This window comes from Roseibium sp. TrichSKD4, from assembly GCF_000148725.1.
GTDB lineage: Bacteria > Pseudomonadota > Alphaproteobacteria > Rhizobiales > Stappiaceae > Roseibium.
Genome location: NZ_GL476319.1, coordinates 23341 through 36895 on the forward strand (window position 1 = coordinate 23341; position 13555 = coordinate 36895).

Below are 13555 nucleotides of genomic sequence, written 5' to 3' on the forward strand. Positions count from 1 at the left end.
CCCATGACAAACAATCTTCCTATCGAACAGTCCGTCGGAGCTGCTCTTCCTGAACTTGATGATGAAACAACGTTTTCACCTTCAGGCATTTTTGATCTGAAGCGGTTTGAAGCGGTATCGCGTGTCGCAACGGTAATGGCCAGTTCTCCCCTGATCCCTGAAGCTTTGAAAGGAGACACAGCAGAAGCGGCATTCGCAAACTGCTTCCTAGTCTGCAATCAGGCTGCAACTTGGAAAATGGACCCCTTTGCAGTCGCACAGTGTGTGTCCTCTTATCAAGGAAAGCCGATTTACGAAGGTAAGGTCATAGCTGCTGCCCTTCGATCCTGCCTTGGGATAACACTCCACTACCACCTTTCTGGTGAGGGAGATGATCGTTCAGTTATTGTCTCTGATTCACCCTTAGGCGACGACGGAAAATCCCCTTCATCGGCCAGATGGATAAAAGGGAATTTCCGTGAGTGGCGCACACTTGACAAGCAAGGAAACGCCAAGGCGATTTGGCTCCACAACCGAGATCGTCAGCTTCGTTATCGCGGTACACGCGAATGGACCCGTGTCTACGAGCCGCGCATCATTCTCGGAGTTTATGCAGAAGACGAGTTTGACGAGATTTCCCGCTCCCAGCGGGCGGAGCTTGCAAAAAACACGAGCCAAACTGCAAACCCGTTAATTTCCCAAGGCACCAAACCACAACAGCCGAATAATTCCCGGCATCCCATCGACCAAACGACCGGGACACAAGGTGCAGGCAATTCGGCTGGGTCTTCTCCTGCCCAGTCCAGCGTGCCTGCACCGAAGTTTCGCGCAGCGCTAGAGGAATTTTCCAAGACCTTGCTGCGCCTTGACGCAAACAACCTTGAAAAAGGTCGCAAGACGTTCTGGCAAGATAACCCACCCTCCGAGAAACCATCTGCACAACTGGAGCAGCTTGAGGAGAAAATCTACCAGGCGCATGTGAACCGGTGTGCTGGAAAGCTCACCCCGCAAGATACCTCAGCGTATGTGGCTGAACTGATTGAAGAGGTGTTCCAATGCTCCTCTTCCTGAAAGTTGACACGAGTGGCTTGATCCGGAGCGAATTGCCGCTGGATCATGACCAACAACCGTGGGCGGTACGGATCGCCTTTGATCACTGCGATGCGGATGGCAACCGGATTTCGGCCGCTGACGTTCTGATCAAGGCAAACGACCGCCCCATTAGCAATGCCGCAGAAGCCATTCATGGCATCTCTGCGCGCCATTCAGAAAAGTTTGGACTGTCCGAGAGACCAGTCCTGCACCAACTGGCCGACGTCGCAGCAAAGTCAGCTGAGACTGTTGCTATAAGCTATTCGGATTTTGACACGCGGGTGATTGACTCCCTCCTGCTACGTCTGGCGAAAGCGCTTGGCAAACCATCTGACACGTTCTTGAAACGGTGGCGTCGGCCAGGCCTTACCTTCCTCACCGTTCAAGATCCTGTTGCCAAGCAGGAATGCGAACTCAGGCAAGACGAAAACCCGGAAGAACTGCGTTCCCCAACACTCGATGAAGCCATGGAGTTGTTGCTTGAAGAACCTTTGTCAAATGAGCGGCGAACTGCAGACGACAATCTCCGTCGACTGAAACGGCTTTTCTTCCATCTCAGGGAAAAAGGGCACTTCAAAGAAGTCCTTGCGCTTTAAGCGCGCCGCAACCAGTGGGGCGGGCGCGACCGTCCTAGTCAAAGTTTCCGATACAAACGGACAAATATCATGAACCTGAAACCGTCACATTTAGGCCTCTTGGCGATTCCGCAAAATCCAAATCAACGCGGTGCTTCAAAACCAGAACGCACCAAGCTGGATAAGCTCAATAACCGGCTCGCCGAAGCCGATCGTTTCATTCATCCAACCAAAGGCTTTCGGAAAATTAGCAGCAAACGCGCCAAAGCCGCACAACTCACCGCCGAAATCCAGCAGGGCTATTTCCCGCTCTCGCTAGATCGCATCAAACGAGAACTGAAGTTGATGCGCTGATTGAAGTCACCTGAGAATGCGCCATCCCGAAAGACAGGAAAGTGAAACAGATGAAGTTCCGTGTCATTGATTTTGAAACAACCGGTCTGCCGTCAGACACGCGCAAAGCCATTTGTGAAGCTGCGTTTTGCGATTTGGATGCTGAAACAGACATCATCGCGGACCCAGTGTCGACCCTTGTTGATCCGGGCCACTCGATCCCGCCTGAGACGATGGCCGTCCATCACATCCGAGATCAAGACGTGGCAGGTTGCCCCTCCCCAACCGAAGCCTGCCGGATGCTGATGGGCGGCATGGGTGAGGAAGATGTTTTCGTCGCCCACAATATCGAGTTTGAGAAGTTCTTCTTCGGTGGTGGCGATCATCGCTGGATATGCACTCTGAAATGCGCAGTCCGTCTTTGGCCCGATGCTCCCAGCCACAAGAACCAGGTTCTTCGTTACTGGAAAGGTCTAACCGACCTTGGAGACTTAGCACTCCCGGCCCACCGCGCTGGACCAGACACGTTTGTTACGGCCCATTTGCTGCGACTGATGCTCGATGAAACCAGTGTTGGTCAGTTAATCGAGTGGACTGGAATGCCGTTGATCCAGACAAAGGTCAACTTCGGCAAACACAAGCATTCACGGTGGATTGATCTGCCGACAGATTACATCCGCTGGATCGCTAACGACGCTGACAAATTGGATGCGGATACCAAGGCAACTGCGCGTTATTGGCTGGAGCAGAGAGGTGGCGAGGCATGACCCTCGCGCAGTGCCGGCCCAGAATCCTAGACAAGGACTGGACCTCTTGGGTCCACGAGCTCCCATGCGTGGTGACCGGTCGCATCGGTGAAGGTGTCCAGCAAGCGCACATCCGTTACGTCGATCATGAAGCCGACAAACCCCTGACCGGCATGGGACGCAAACCGGATGATCGGTACTCGTTACCGCTGTGGTGGGAACAACACCAGCGTCAGCACTCCATGAATGAACGGGAGTTTTGGGAACGGGAGGGAAAGAACCCGCTCTTGATCTGCGCTCGGCTTCAGGAACTGTTCCCAGATACGCATGCAGCGACAATTTTCATTCTCGCGCAAATCGATCCGAAGTGGAGAAGACGATGAACGCACATGACCCCAACATGAAAACCGAAAAATCCGGATTCCCCAACAGCGATAGTCGTTTCGGACGTGCGGATTACAATCTAGCTCCGGGACAACCAGCGCGAAAACCGGCGCCGGAAATCCGAAAAGTGATGTCGGAACTTCTGGAGCAACAAGAGGTCGAACTCAGGGAAGCGAATGGCCAACTTGAAGTTCAACACGCCCAATTAAACGACCTCACTGCCGATATCGCCGATATGACCGCGAAACGAGATGAGGCGAAACAGCAAGTCACAGCCCTTCGTGCTGCCCTCTCCGCGCTCTACAGCGAGCAACCGAACGATCAGGAGCGGTAGTCTCCATGAAAAAAGACAGATTCAACCCCGCTCAAGAAGCGTTACGAAACTGCGCCGCATTCAGATTGCTTCCTATAAGTGTAACCTTCAAAGGAAAGCACCGAAGCCAACGGGCTTTGCCACCACGGAATAATGAGCCGCTCGCCTGCGGGATAGATACCTGTTGCATCCAGCGCATCATTATAAGCTTTCGCGTCGATAGCACGCAGTGTCGGCGGTTCACTCGCTGTTATTCGGATCATCTGGGCCTGCCATTTTGCACAAGCATCCTCGCAGCCATCCAATTGTCCCTCAATGTCAGCCAGCAGATAATAATAATCTTTCTGCAGCTGCTGATGGGTTCGAGCTCGCCCTGCAAGATCAAAAACAAGCTGGATCGATCCGACAGTAGCAATCAAGGCACCAATATAAATCAAGTCGATCCCAAACTCGGAACTCAAGTCACTCATCGCACCGGCACCGAGGATCACGACAAGGAAACTCAGCACCTTATTGAACCGATCGAAAAGTCTCAGGCATGCAGTGTGATACAGCGCATTGCGCAAGATATTGAAGCGGAGATTGTCGCGATCCATGGCCATTGTCAGTCGTCCTTCGGTCGTGTTGCTAGTGTTTCCACTTGTTGTCCAGTGTCGGTGTCTGCGCTGGGTAAAGAGGCCGCACCAGCGACCGTGTCTTGTGATTGTTTTAGCGGCTGCCTTGGTCCCAGAGATTTGTTGAACATCATTGTTGGATCAACAGCTTCTACGAATTTCTTACTCATGAGATTCACTTCCTTCTGTCTCGTTCAGATCGAGGTGATAGGGGCCGGTGTGCGTTGCGTCGCGCATCGGCTCCATGAATACATTACCAGTAATGTTCTGCTTTTGTCCAAGCGAAACGAGATAGCCCATCCAAGGGACCATACCGGACTCTCATTTTGCTGAAGTTGTTGCCGCCCAACTTGGGCGGGTTCGCCCGCCCCTTTTCTGAACGCATCGCGACAGTGCGTTCCGACAAGGAACACAGCCAAGGAGGTCAAAGATGAACATGCAATCAATAAAGCGAATGTTCGAACTGATAAATAGTTCTCATCAGCGAGCCACGGACGAACACAGTGAATTCCTTACTCTTTACGAGAGCCTCGTTGTCCAGTCCACGCCCGCCTGTTCTCGGGAATTCGGTAAAATCAACGTACGTGTTACAAATCATGGCAAAAAGCAGGACTATTTTCTTGAACTGACCCCTGCTGATTTTGCTTGGTGGCGCGAGAGAATCCTTCATGGAGGCGTTCGGTTCACGAACGGCGTCAGCGATGTTCGCGCATCCATTTACGAACGCTTAGCGAACTCGGCGCAGGCGCACATGCTCGAACCTTCCGAGCGCGCGGAACTCATAAACATTCTGAAATCCTAGACTTGACGCAGCAGAATTCCCCTGCCCACGACCGCTAAACCATGGACAGGGGCGCAACGGCCGCAAGCGGCCATCACCAACCGAAGGAAGCTAACATGCTTGGAAAATTGAAACAAAAGCTCGAAGGATCGATGAACCGGTTCAAGGGCAAGACGGACTTTCTGGAAGCGGTATGTGCAGCAGCCGCACTGGTCGCCGCAGCAGACGGCGAGATCGAGGATGCGGAAATCAAGGCCACCATTCAGGGCATCTCCTCCAATCCGGTACTTGCTGGCGCGTTCCCGTCTCGCCAGATCGAACAGACGCTGGAGCAGATGTTCGAACGGACCAAGGGCCGTGCTGGGCGCATGGGTCTCTATGGCGAGATTGACGACATCAAGGACGATCCGGAAATGGCAGAGACGGTCTATCTGACCGCACTCGACATCTCCGAAAGCGACGGCCAGATCGAGCCTGAAGAAAAGGCGGTCCTTGAGAAGATCGCCGCCAAGCTTGGCTTGAACCCGGCAAATTACGACGTCTGATCGTGTTCTCGTTCCTCATTTTGATCAGTGGCATCGCGCTTGGTTGGTACCTGCGCGGTGCGGCGGGAAAGGCCAACCCGATCAACTACATCAAAGGCCTGTTTTCAGGAAAGGACGGGGCGCAATAGCGCCCTGCCACCTCAACGAAAGACGCAGGAAAGGATCCAACATGAAAGATTTCGGGATCGGAGCGATTGTAGCCGCGATCAGCATAGCATGTCTCGGACTTGTTGTCGGCGGTGGTTGGTACTCATACAAAACCGTGCAGGTCTGGGGTGCCGAGATGAGCGGCAAGGCTATCCTCGCAGAGGCAGAATTCAGCAAACAGGCTCGGGTTAAAGAGGCGCAAGCAAAAGCAGATGCGGCCTCGCTTGAGGGGCAGGCCGAACTGACCCGTGCCGAGTTTGCTGCAAAAGCAAATGCTGCACTGACTGAAGGACTGGGCGGCCCGGAAGCGTACCTTCGCTACCTCTACATTCGAATGCTTGAGGAACAAAGAGCGTCAAAACAGGTGATTTATCTTCCAACAGAAGCAGGTATGCCAATCCTCGAAGCTGGACGTCTCGGCAAATAAGCACCCGCCCAAAGGTCAACGAGATGGCTGGATGACGTTAGCAGGTGCCAAGACGGCCAATAAATGTCCAGTGAACCTGCCCTGTCGACTAGAGACTAGTCGGCCCTAACGCCGGGGTTACGAGCGTGACAGCCCGGAGAGACGGGCAACCTGAGAAATTTGTGGGCTGCTGTGTCGCGGACATTTAGCCCACGCCCAATCCGAAAATAACCGCCTTTGGAATGGTGAGCCAGGGCGACACAGCCGAAGGATTGGGACCGCTGCGACGGACATTTGGGGGCCTGTGCCGGGCCTCAACTTAGCTCGCAGGTAAAGCCCTCCCAAGGCAGGCAAGAAATTTGAAAGGAACGGCCATGAGCAAATCAAGCGAAGATACCACCCGCAGCTATGCGGCAGGAAAAGCCATCATCGATGGCCGGGATCCGAATGAAGCTCCAGAGATAATGATGACGCTGGAGCAGACCGTAGCCGCTGTGCTGCTCCTTCTTTACCCCGACCATAGGATGGCGGCGGCAATGCTCAATGAGGGCCTGCTCGAAGGCGTAGAACGGCGAATTTCAATGCATCAGGCCAAACGTTAATCCGAAAGGACGCTCCTATGACGAACACACTCGGCGATGCACTGCCTGCAAAAATGAAAGAAATTCGGGAGGTTTTTATCCCGGCGTACCAAGAGATCGGTCCGGCTGGAGCGTTTGCCATCGCAATGATGAACGCTGCGTTGACAAGGGCAGAAATTGCCATGGCTGAAGGTGATGTTGTCGCCATGCTCGCAACTCACGAAGAGCTTTCCGAGTTCAAACTATGAAGGCCGGTTCTATGGATGCTTTAGGCTTTTTGCTGGTGGTGCTGCTGTCAGTAGTGACGTTCAAACCGGAAGCACTCGGCGGATGGATAGCCAAAGTCCACAAAGGCTACGAAAGCCAATCAACCGACAACCCTCAACAGTTGAGGCCCGACAGATGACAGTTCTAAAGAAAGCCATGCCGTGGGCATGCACCTACCGCCACCAAGGTGCTGCGTATGGCGTAACCATCTGCCACGATGATCCAGAGCAACTCTACGCGCAAATGAGCGCCGTGTTAGACGGCTTCGAGATCGAAGGATGGTCAGCCGGATACGTCCCCTCAGCCGCCAATTTGGAAGAGGGAACGAGGGAAGCCGAAAATGAGCCGACACCTGCCCCTTATCGGGAGTGGGTAGATCAATTCCGCAAACAGGTAAATTGAGACCCGATAGATCATGGATGACGATAAGCGAATGACCGCTCTCGTGGCCTACCTGCGCCAACACAACCTGAATGACTGGGCTGCTATAGCCTCATTCCTGCAGAAAACCAGCTCAGAGCTCGAGGCTGAGAACAAAGACCTAAAAGTGCGGATCAAAGCGGCAGAAGCTGCAAATGAACTTGACCGATCACGTGTCGCGAGAGCTCTCACTGCGCTCAACTCAGCAGTTAGAGGGCGTCAATGGGTGCTTGAAGGACGCGGCCCCTATGAGTGGGACGATGACGACTATCGAGCCGAATTCAGCTTGTGGGTTGATGACGTACAGAAAGCTGCAGAACTTTTCGCGATAATCGCTCGCGACTGGCACGGTTGCCCGATGGACGCAACCGAAATTCGGCACGCCCGCGCGATGCTTGCGCCAACCATGGCTTAAAGGTTCGACAGATGAAAACAGGAATCGAGCGCATCGCCACCGAACGCCAACGCCAGATCGAAGGAGAAGGCTGGTCGGCAGAACACGATGACGACCACACCCACGGTGAACTCGCTGCTGCGGCGGCATGTTACGCGAATCCGCTGCATATCAGGATCACGGGTACTGGTGTTTGTTACTCAGAGTCAGCAAACAACATTCCCATAGGCTGGCCGATAAATTGGGGGTGTTATTACTGGAACCCATCCACTGACCCGATCCGCAATCTTGAAAAGGCTGGCGCATTGATCGCCGCTGAGATCGACAGATTGCTACGCCGTCAGAACCGAAAAACTTGAGGCCTGCAGATGCCGAACCGGATCAAAAGCTACCGCGAGAAATCAGGCATGACCCTTGAACAACTCGCTGAAAGGACCGGTTCGAGCAAGGCATATATGTGGTCTTTGGAAAACAAGGCCAGTCCGAAACCAACAGTGCAATTGGCTATCAAGCTCGCACGGGCTTTTGGCGTCACGGTTGAACAGCTTTTTGCAGAGACGTGAAGGACCTGATCATTGAACAAACCCGTTCTGGATCCATGCTGCGGTAGTCGAATGTTCTGGTTCGACAAAGCCGATGAAAGAGCAATATTCGGTGACATTAGATCAGAGCGCCATGAGCTTAAGGATGCCTCCAGCAAGGGCGGCTCTCGTCAACTTGTCATCCATCCTGACCTGCAGCTCGATTTCTGTCAGCTGCCCTTTCCGGATGAGCAATTTCACTTAGTCGTCTTTGATCCACCGCACCTCGTCCACAACGGCTCACATAGCTGGCTAGCGAAGAAATATGGGAAGCTTGGCACCGCTTGGCGGGACGATGTCCGGTGTGGGTTTGCAGAGTGTTTTCGGGTGCTGAAACCATTCGGTACTCTAATTTTCAAATGGAGCGAAGCGGACGTGAAAGTGTCTGAACTTCTCATGCTCACCGAAGAAAAACCGCTGATCGGGAACCGGTACGGGAAGAGATCCCAATCGCACTGGTTGGTTTTCATGAAACCCGGCCGGGAGGCCCATTCGGAGTAAGACAATGGCAAAGCGCTGGACCATGGAAGAGGATGAGTTTCTCTTCAATTTCTACTGCACTGCAACTGAGAGGATGATCGCCCTCAATGATCTGGATCGGTCACCATCAGCAATTAGGGCTCGAGTGAAGCTCATGCAAGACTCCGGGGCCTGGCGGGTACTGGAAGAGTGGTCTGAGGCAATGTCAGCGTTTCAGGAACGCTACGACGCCTGTTTCATCAACGCTGCCAAAACGAAAAAGCCTAAACCCAAGCATCTAAAAGTCGTCAATTAGTGAGGCTAGACCGATGTTCCATACCTCAGACTTTATAGCCGCCGCCAAAGTACCGAGGCACCTTCTACCATGGAAGAGTGAAGACCATACCCGAAATGCCAGGCTTCACGATGGACATGCATTCCTATTTGACGCCACCTCCCTCGCTGCCCTGCACTTGGTCGATGATCACGGCTTTAACGGCTACACCATCATGGATGACAGTGACTGGGAAATCCAACGCCATATGGAGGCAATCCGCGCTGCAACAGGCCGCGTCCTGAAAACCGGACTCGGGTTCGGTTGCTTTGTCCGTGCCTGTCTTCAAAAACCGGAAGTCGACCACATCGATGTTGTCGAGATCGACCGCGCGATCATTGACCACTTCGGTGCGGAGTTTGCCAGCAATGACCGAGTTACGATCCATCATGCCGATGCCTTCAAATTCCGTCTCGACGGCAGGCAATGGGATATGGCCTGGCACGACATCTATTGTGACGGGAATGACGGCCTTCAAAGTCTGCACGGCGAACTTCTGATCCGGTACCGCGATCACGTCAAACGGCAAGGTGCATGGCAATTCCCGCGTTGGGCAGCCAGACTTTGGACGCGGTGCTACGGAGAACACCTTGTCGGCTCGCCACGACCATCCCGAACCTCATGCGTGGAGTGACCATCATGAAGCACACAAACGTATTAGAATTCAAACCAGAGGAGATGATTGAGGAAAGCGATATGCCGAACAGGTATCCGGCAATCTTCAAGGACAAAGCGGCAATAGCAAAGGCCAGAACCCAAGGTCTGATCGCTCATTTCTACATTACCCGCGAGAGGATCCTCTACACGCCAAATGATGTGGCTGAGTACCTCACACGTTACCGCCAACCAGCAACCAGAATCGGAGCAGAACAATGTCCAGAAAACAATCCAAAGGGTCGGCATCAGGAGGAACCGCCGATTGCAAGCGCCTCTTCGAATACAAGGGATATTGGATTAGACCAAATGAGCGTGGAAGACCCGGGTTCCTCAAGTGCTGGATGCAAGACGGAAACGCGAAACGCCGCAAGCTTAATGCTGAAACGCTAGAGGACGCCTGTGCTGAATTAATCCGTGACGTTGAAGTCACTCCAGCAAAAGCAAACGACCCAATAAACGTCATGTTTGCGGCTGTTGTTAATGACTACAGACAAAGGGTTCTTATCTCCAAACGCAAGATTCGCCGAGACCAAAGAACAGGGGAGACAGGGGAAAGTATCAGTTCGACCGAATCTGGCTTGGACAAAACCGTAGAACGGCTTGTCGAATTTATGTCAATGAAGGACGCAGATGGCCTTCCCCGTAGTTCAAACGGCGCAGCGTTCACATGCGGCGAACTAACGTTGAAGATGCAACACGCATTTTATCAGTACCTAGCTGAAACATACGGGCTTTCTACAAAGAGCATTTCTATCTACATGGTGACCATTCAAGCTGCCCTGAACAAGGCTACCATCCCCTATTTGAAGCCCACTGAAAACGGTAAGATAGAGGTACAAATCCTCACTCGTGCGCCGACAATCGTTACTGATGACAAGTCAATATCCGAAATCATCGGTAGGGCAAGCACAAAAAACGCTCAAAAGAACCGGCCACTGCTCAAGTTTGAAGAGATGGCGCGTTTCATCGACTCTATCAAATACGAGCATGCGTTTAGATACGTAGTTATAGCCCTAAACACTTGGGCACGTCCGGAAGCAATCCATGATCTGAACTTTCATACTCAAATCGATATGGACTATGGGCTTGTCCAACTGAACCCTGAAGGACGACTACAAACCAAGAAATATCGCCCCACAATTCGTCTGACCAACAACCTTAGATGCTGGGCAGAATATTGGAACACTGACTACCCAATGCAGTTTCGAGGACAAAAGGTTCTCACCGCGAAGAAGCCCATTAATGCGGCTTTTGCGGCAGCCGGGTTTCCTGAATTATCACGTAAAGAGATAAGAGCATTTATGTTTACTCAATCCCGGCGGGTTCTTTTGTCCAACGGGCAAAGGTTGTCAAAAACTCAACGTTCCGAGTGGATCGGGCATGCATCACAGGAGGGGTCAAGCACCGGAGAATTTTATGAACGTTTCGACCCGGAGTTTCTTGAAGAGGCAATGGAAGCAACGGACCTAGTTATCCAGGAAATTCAGAAACATTTGGTGATTCGTTCTTTGATTGCTCCTGTGAGCAAAACGGGAACAAATAACGTCGTAAAAGGTAACTTTGGAGGCTAGTTACTGCCGCATTACTGCCGCACTTAAACTGAGAGCCACCTTTTGTTCTGCAGGAATTTCCGCTAAGTTATTGAAATCAAATGGTCGGGGCAGCAAGATTCGAACTTGCGACCCTCTGGTCCCAAACCAGATGCGCTACCAGGCTGCGCTATACCCCGAGCCGTTGATTTGCAGGGGTTTATAGCGCTTCCTGACCTCGGTCAAGAGGGGATCAAAAAGGTTTTTGCTCGACTGGGGACAAATATGTGCAAACTCCGTTGGATGGTCTGTTGCGCACATCGATGCCTCTCCCCTGTTCCTCCGCCGTTTCGCTTGGGTATACGCCTCCCAATCGGCAAACAATGGGGCCAGTTCTCGGAAAATATGCCGACAGAACAAATCCGTCGGCAAGGCGAGTACGGTTTGAATATCGAAGTACGACTTTCTGCATCGTTTCGGGCTTATTCGGTACTGAGGGTGCGCCAGGCCCGCACCAAAGGGATCGCGATTTGAGAGAACAAGGCAGTCCCCCAAAACAGGTTGCCAACGAGGGCTGGAACGTGAGGCACAATGAAGAACGTGGCAATCGCCAGTGCAATTCCGAACAGGCGGATTGGCGCTGTCCAGAACTCCTTCGCCAACCTGTGCTCGATCGTCGAGCTGATATCCCACAACATTGCGATGTAACCCGCCAGCCCAAAACAGCCGATCGCTGCATATTTGGTGGGGTATGGCTCCCAGAAACCGACTTTAACTTCAGCGGCCAACGCGACACCAACCATGACGCCACACAGCATCAGGATCAAATGGGAGAGCCACCAGGTGACCAGTGTCTTGACCTTGGTATCGCGGGCTTTACCGTTGCCAACAAAGTCAAAATAGATCCAACACATGACAAACATAGCGACGCCGCCAATCACAAAATTGACCAAGACATCAGGCGATACCTTGTAGATGCCCTTCTCGGACAGCGTCACAACCAGTTTGAAGAACCCCTCCCCCAAGACGATAAAGGTCAACAGAGCAAACCGCTCTGACAGATGTCCGATCCTCGGGGCAAATCGCTCGTGCCGTAGCACACTTATTTTGGGGACCATGTAAACGGTTTGTGTTGCTACCATTGTCAGGCCAAACAACAGGTAGCCATATGGCTGCGGTAGAAACGCAGAAATCAAGAACAATACCGCAAAAATCAGGAAGTTACGTGTTTGCTCTGCGCAGAGTGACTGGCTTGTGGCGTTGGTCCGACGGGCCCGAAAATAAAGTGCAGCAAGCAAGGCACGATTAACAGCAAAGCCGACAGTGAAGTATGTCCACCCGTAAGACCCAATTGCCGGGATAGACGCGGCCATAAACATGACAGTCACAATCATGGCCGACATGATTAGCCTGTGCCAGATATCGGTACTGACATAAATCGAGTTGAAAACGCTGAGCTCACCCCACGCGTACCAAAGAGCGATAAAGACCCCAGCGAAGATCAAGAAACCGCTGACATCCAAGTGGTGAGAAAGATAGTTCCCCAAAAGGAAGATCGTGACCACATGGATCAAATCATAGAATAGTTCCGTCCAGTGGACATGATCGTGAACGTGGTCGAGGTCTTGATGGTGTTGCGGCTTGCGCCACATCGGATGGTCGTGAAGTGCCATAGTTTTTTTCCCGCTGAGCGACCTAAAAGTCGAACACAGATAGGAAAGTTACCTAGGGATCACAATATCTAAAGTTGGACTGGTCCAGTTTTCAAAGAGGAACGTCACAAAGCGCACCAATGATATTCGTTTGCCGCAGCGTTGTCGGAAACCGACGATAAGACTGCCGCAAAAATTATAGGTCGCCTTTTCTTACGTCACTCAACCGCGCCGATCGATGGAGAGACGATACGGTCACCTGCCTTTATCCCGAGGCGGTTGGAAGTTCCCGCCAATACTTCAAGGACATATTGGGCGGGCTTTCTAGAAGGAATAATCTTTTCCGAAAATGGTGTCGTGTTTTCTGCGATTCGTACGATTTCGCCAGCCTTTGAAATGAAAATGATATCGAGTGAAAGCGGCGTATCTTTCATCCAGAAATACCGATCTCCCTCCCCGTCAAAGATAAACAACATGCCTTCATCATCGGCCATTTCTGTCCGATACATGAGCCCACGACCGCGTTCCTTGGAAGATTTGGCCACTTCCGCTTGAAAAACGTGGCTCTTGCCACCAGACAGCACCTTGATTGTTTCAACAGCAAGATCGAGCCTCGGTGGTGTCTCCGCTCCGGATGGCGAGTGCAAAGCAATCAGCATCGCAAAGGTGGCCATAAGAACGAAGTGGACATATTTTGAAAAACGCAATGACATTTTAGGCCTTCAAACGCGGACACTGAGGAAACTCAGCACCCCTACCTTGCAGC

27 protein-coding genes and 1 tRNA gene are annotated in these 13555 nt (G+C 52.3%); 22 read left to right on the plus strand and 6 right to left on the minus strand.

Features of this window, described 5'->3' with window-relative positions; genetic code table 11:
* Positions 1-3: 3 nt before the first annotated feature.
* From TRICHSKD4_RS28305 to TRICHSKD4_RS16420, 6 genes are all read left to right on the plus strand, one after another.
* Complete coding sequence (locus TRICHSKD4_RS28305) at positions 4-1050, plus strand: putative RecT protein (RefSeq protein WP_009468007.1); 1047 nt, start codon at positions 4-6, stop codon at positions 1048-1050.
* A complete protein-coding gene (locus TRICHSKD4_RS16400) occupies positions 1035-1667 on the plus strand; it encodes a hypothetical protein (protein ID WP_009468008.1) in 633 nt (210 codons plus the stop codon). Before TRICHSKD4_RS28305 ends, TRICHSKD4_RS16400 begins: the two co-directional genes overlap by 16 nt.
* Positions 1668-1736: 69 nt before the next feature.
* Complete coding sequence (locus TRICHSKD4_RS16405; protein WP_009468009.1) at positions 1737-2000, plus strand: hypothetical protein; 264 nt, start codon at positions 1737-1739, stop codon at positions 1998-2000.
* 50 nt (positions 2001-2050) lie between these two features.
* Positions 2051-2746 (plus strand): exonuclease domain-containing protein, encoded by a 696-nt coding sequence (locus tag TRICHSKD4_RS16410; protein ID WP_009468010.1) that lies wholly within the window; start codon positions 2051-2053, stop codon positions 2744-2746.
* Positions 2743-3108 carry a hypothetical protein gene (locus tag TRICHSKD4_RS16415; protein WP_050763455.1) on the plus strand — a complete coding sequence of 122 codons (366 nt, stop codon included), beginning with the start codon at positions 2743-2745 and terminating at the stop codon, positions 3106-3108. The genes TRICHSKD4_RS16410 and TRICHSKD4_RS16415 overlap by 4 nt, the downstream gene beginning before the upstream one ends.
* Positions 3105-3443, plus strand: a complete 339-nt coding sequence (locus TRICHSKD4_RS16420) for a hypothetical protein (RefSeq protein WP_009468011.1) — start codon at positions 3105-3107, stop codon at positions 3441-3443. The genes TRICHSKD4_RS16415 and TRICHSKD4_RS16420 overlap by 4 nt, the downstream gene beginning before the upstream one ends.
* A 41-nt stretch (positions 3444-3484) precedes the next feature.
* Here the strand turns inward: TRICHSKD4_RS16420 and TRICHSKD4_RS16425 are convergent, their stop codons facing one another.
* Genes TRICHSKD4_RS16425 through TRICHSKD4_RS30855 form a run of 3 tightly spaced genes read right to left on the minus strand, consistent with a single transcriptional unit; the run spans position 3485 to position 4348 of the window.
* Positions 3485-4024 (minus strand): hypothetical protein, encoded by a 540-nt coding sequence (locus TRICHSKD4_RS16425; RefSeq protein ID WP_040617050.1) that lies wholly within the window; start codon positions 4022-4024, stop codon positions 3485-3487.
* A gap of 2 nt (positions 4025-4026) precedes the next feature.
* Positions 4027-4206 carry a hypothetical protein gene (locus tag TRICHSKD4_RS16430; RefSeq protein WP_040617051.1) on the minus strand — a complete coding sequence of 60 codons (180 nt, stop codon included), beginning with the start codon at positions 4204-4206 and terminating at the stop codon, positions 4027-4029.
* Positions 4199-4348: a hypothetical protein gene (locus TRICHSKD4_RS30855; protein ID WP_168157043.1), complete on the minus strand. Its 150-nt coding sequence runs from the start codon at positions 4346-4348 to the stop codon at positions 4199-4201. The genes TRICHSKD4_RS16430 and TRICHSKD4_RS30855 overlap by 8 nt, the downstream gene beginning before the upstream one ends.
* A 118-nt stretch (positions 4349-4466) precedes the next feature.
* Between TRICHSKD4_RS30855 and TRICHSKD4_RS16435 the strand changes: the two genes are divergently transcribed.
* From TRICHSKD4_RS16435 to TRICHSKD4_RS16500, 16 genes are all read left to right on the plus strand, one after another.
* The gene (locus TRICHSKD4_RS16435) at positions 4467-4838 is read left to right on the plus strand and encodes a hypothetical protein (RefSeq protein ID WP_040617052.1); all 372 of its coding nucleotides are present in this window, start codon (positions 4467-4469) and stop codon (positions 4836-4838) included.
* Positions 4839-4933: 95 nt separating this feature from the next.
* Complete coding sequence (locus tag TRICHSKD4_RS16440; RefSeq protein ID WP_009468013.1) at positions 4934-5362, plus strand: tellurite resistance TerB family protein; 429 nt, start codon at positions 4934-4936, stop codon at positions 5360-5362.
* Between the two features lie 2 nt (positions 5363-5364).
* A complete protein-coding gene (locus tag TRICHSKD4_RS31735; RefSeq protein ID WP_009465927.1) occupies positions 5365-5490 on the plus strand; it encodes a hypothetical protein in 126 nt (41 codons plus the stop codon).
* Between the two features lie 41 nt (positions 5491-5531).
* Positions 5532-5936, plus strand: a complete 405-nt coding sequence (locus TRICHSKD4_RS16445; protein ID WP_009468014.1) for a hypothetical protein — start codon at positions 5532-5534, stop codon at positions 5934-5936.
* Between the two features lie 353 nt (positions 5937-6289).
* Positions 6290-6517: a hypothetical protein gene (locus tag TRICHSKD4_RS16450; RefSeq protein WP_009468015.1), complete on the plus strand. Its 228-nt coding sequence runs from the start codon at positions 6290-6292 to the stop codon at positions 6515-6517.
* A 17-nt stretch (positions 6518-6534) separates the two neighbouring features.
* Entirely contained in the window at positions 6535-6744 is a 210-nt protein-coding gene (locus TRICHSKD4_RS16455) for a hypothetical protein (RefSeq protein WP_009468016.1), read from the plus strand.
* Positions 6741-6902 carry a hypothetical protein gene (locus TRICHSKD4_RS30860; protein WP_168157044.1) on the plus strand — a complete coding sequence of 54 codons (162 nt, stop codon included), beginning with the start codon at positions 6741-6743 and terminating at the stop codon, positions 6900-6902. Before TRICHSKD4_RS16455 ends, TRICHSKD4_RS30860 begins: the two co-directional genes overlap by 4 nt.
* Positions 6899-7165: a hypothetical protein gene (locus TRICHSKD4_RS16460; protein ID WP_009468017.1), complete on the plus strand. Its 267-nt coding sequence runs from the start codon at positions 6899-6901 to the stop codon at positions 7163-7165. The genes TRICHSKD4_RS30860 and TRICHSKD4_RS16460 overlap by 4 nt, the downstream gene beginning before the upstream one ends.
* A gap of 13 nt (positions 7166-7178) precedes the next feature.
* Positions 7179-7598 carry a hypothetical protein gene (locus TRICHSKD4_RS16465; protein WP_009468018.1) on the plus strand — a complete coding sequence of 140 codons (420 nt, stop codon included), beginning with the start codon at positions 7179-7181 and terminating at the stop codon, positions 7596-7598.
* 11 nt (positions 7599-7609) lie between these two features.
* Positions 7610-7936, plus strand: a complete 327-nt coding sequence (locus TRICHSKD4_RS16470; RefSeq protein WP_009468019.1) for a hypothetical protein — start codon at positions 7610-7612, stop codon at positions 7934-7936.
* 9 nt (positions 7937-7945) lie between these two features.
* Positions 7946-8140, plus strand: coding sequence for a helix-turn-helix transcriptional regulator (locus TRICHSKD4_RS16475; protein ID WP_009465920.1), 195 nt, complete (start codon positions 7946-7948; stop codon positions 8138-8140).
* A gap of 12 nt (positions 8141-8152) precedes the next feature.
* Positions 8153-8659, plus strand: a complete 507-nt coding sequence (locus tag TRICHSKD4_RS16480; protein WP_040616125.1) for a class I SAM-dependent methyltransferase — start codon at positions 8153-8155, stop codon at positions 8657-8659.
* Between the two features lie 4 nt (positions 8660-8663).
* Entirely contained in the window at positions 8664-8933 is a 270-nt protein-coding gene (locus TRICHSKD4_RS16485) for a hypothetical protein (RefSeq protein WP_009465918.1), read from the plus strand.
* A gap of 13 nt (positions 8934-8946) precedes the next feature.
* A complete protein-coding gene (locus TRICHSKD4_RS29475; protein WP_139052182.1) occupies positions 8947-9585 on the plus strand; it encodes a hypothetical protein in 639 nt (212 codons plus the stop codon).
* Between the two features lie 5 nt (positions 9586-9590).
* Positions 9591-9998, plus strand: coding sequence for a hypothetical protein (locus TRICHSKD4_RS16495; protein WP_139052183.1), 408 nt, complete (start codon positions 9591-9593; stop codon positions 9996-9998).
* Positions 9950-11179 (plus strand): phage integrase SAM-like domain-containing protein, encoded by a 1230-nt coding sequence (locus tag TRICHSKD4_RS16500; RefSeq protein ID WP_040617055.1) that lies wholly within the window; start codon positions 9950-9952, stop codon positions 11177-11179. The genes TRICHSKD4_RS16495 and TRICHSKD4_RS16500 overlap by 49 nt, the downstream gene beginning before the upstream one ends.
* 81 nt (positions 11180-11260) lie before the next feature.
* Here the strand turns inward: TRICHSKD4_RS16500 and TRICHSKD4_RS16505 are convergent.
* From TRICHSKD4_RS16505 to TRICHSKD4_RS16515, 3 genes are all read right to left on the minus strand, one after another.
* Positions 11261-11337, minus strand: a tRNA-Pro gene (locus tag TRICHSKD4_RS16505).
* 282 nt (positions 11338-11619) lie between these two features.
* Positions 11620-12810 (minus strand): low temperature requirement protein A, encoded by a 1191-nt coding sequence (locus TRICHSKD4_RS16510; protein ID WP_009468022.1) that lies wholly within the window; start codon positions 12808-12810, stop codon positions 11620-11622.
* A gap of 197 nt (positions 12811-13007) precedes the next feature.
* Entirely contained in the window at positions 13008-13502 is a 495-nt protein-coding gene (locus tag TRICHSKD4_RS16515) for a DUF192 domain-containing protein (protein WP_009468023.1), read from the minus strand.
* Positions 13503-13555 lie beyond the last annotated feature (53 nt).

Coding starts and splice junctions, on each gene's coding strand:
- TRICHSKD4_RS16470 (WP_009468019.1), top strand. CDS start 7,610: ATGAAAACAGGAATCGAGCGCATCGCCACCGAACGCCAACGCCAGATC.
- TRICHSKD4_RS16465 (WP_009468018.1), top strand. CDS start 7,179: ATGGATGACGATAAGCGAATGACCGCTCTCGTGGCCTACCTGCGCCAA.
- TRICHSKD4_RS16420 (WP_009468011.1), top strand. CDS start 3,105: ATGAACGCACATGACCCCAACATGAAAACCGAAAAATCCGGATTCCCC.
- TRICHSKD4_RS16410 (WP_009468010.1), top strand. CDS start 2,051: ATGAAGTTCCGTGTCATTGATTTTGAAACAACCGGTCTGCCGTCAGAC.
- TRICHSKD4_RS30855 (WP_168157043.1), bottom strand. CDS start 4,348: ATGGTCCCTTGGATGGGCTATCTCGTTTCGCTTGGACAAAAGCAGAAC.
- TRICHSKD4_RS16460 (WP_009468017.1), top strand. CDS start 6,899: ATGACAGTTCTAAAGAAAGCCATGCCGTGGGCATGCACCTACCGCCAC.
- TRICHSKD4_RS16510 (WP_009468022.1), bottom strand. CDS start 12,810: ATGGCACTTCACGACCATCCGATGTGGCGCAAGCCGCAACACCATCAA.
- TRICHSKD4_RS16425 (WP_040617050.1), bottom strand. CDS start 4,024: ATGGCCATGGATCGCGACAATCTCCGCTTCAATATCTTGCGCAATGCG.
- TRICHSKD4_RS16440 (WP_009468013.1), top strand. CDS start 4,934: ATGCTTGGAAAATTGAAACAAAAGCTCGAAGGATCGATGAACCGGTTC.
- TRICHSKD4_RS16475 (WP_009465920.1), top strand. CDS start 7,946: ATGCCGAACCGGATCAAAAGCTACCGCGAGAAATCAGGCATGACCCTT.
- TRICHSKD4_RS16445 (WP_009468014.1), top strand. CDS start 5,532: ATGAAAGATTTCGGGATCGGAGCGATTGTAGCCGCGATCAGCATAGCA.
- TRICHSKD4_RS16515 (WP_009468023.1), bottom strand. CDS start 13,502: ATGTCATTGCGTTTTTCAAAATATGTCCACTTCGTTCTTATGGCCACC.
- TRICHSKD4_RS16450 (WP_009468015.1), top strand. CDS start 6,290: ATGAGCAAATCAAGCGAAGATACCACCCGCAGCTATGCGGCAGGAAAA.
- TRICHSKD4_RS16430 (WP_040617051.1), bottom strand. CDS start 4,206: ATGAGTAAGAAATTCGTAGAAGCTGTTGATCCAACAATGATGTTCAAC.
- TRICHSKD4_RS16435 (WP_040617052.1), top strand. CDS start 4,467: ATGAACATGCAATCAATAAAGCGAATGTTCGAACTGATAAATAGTTCT.
- TRICHSKD4_RS30860 (WP_168157044.1), top strand. CDS start 6,741: ATGAAGGCCGGTTCTATGGATGCTTTAGGCTTTTTGCTGGTGGTGCTG.
- TRICHSKD4_RS28305 (WP_009468007.1), top strand. CDS start 4: ATGACAAACAATCTTCCTATCGAACAGTCCGTCGGAGCTGCTCTTCCT.
- TRICHSKD4_RS16495 (WP_139052183.1), top strand. CDS start 9,591: ATGAAGCACACAAACGTATTAGAATTCAAACCAGAGGAGATGATTGAG.
- TRICHSKD4_RS29475 (WP_139052182.1), top strand. CDS start 8,947: ATGTTCCATACCTCAGACTTTATAGCCGCCGCCAAAGTACCGAGGCAC.
- TRICHSKD4_RS16405 (WP_009468009.1), top strand. CDS start 1,737: ATGAACCTGAAACCGTCACATTTAGGCCTCTTGGCGATTCCGCAAAAT.
- TRICHSKD4_RS16415 (WP_050763455.1), top strand. CDS start 2,743: ATGACCCTCGCGCAGTGCCGGCCCAGAATCCTAGACAAGGACTGGACC.
- TRICHSKD4_RS16455 (WP_009468016.1), top strand. CDS start 6,535: ATGACGAACACACTCGGCGATGCACTGCCTGCAAAAATGAAAGAAATT.
- TRICHSKD4_RS16400 (WP_009468008.1), top strand. CDS start 1,035: ATGCTCCTCTTCCTGAAAGTTGACACGAGTGGCTTGATCCGGAGCGAA.
- TRICHSKD4_RS16500 (WP_040617055.1), top strand. CDS start 9,950: ATGCAAGACGGAAACGCGAAACGCCGCAAGCTTAATGCTGAAACGCTA.
- TRICHSKD4_RS16485 (WP_009465918.1), top strand. CDS start 8,664: ATGGCAAAGCGCTGGACCATGGAAGAGGATGAGTTTCTCTTCAATTTC.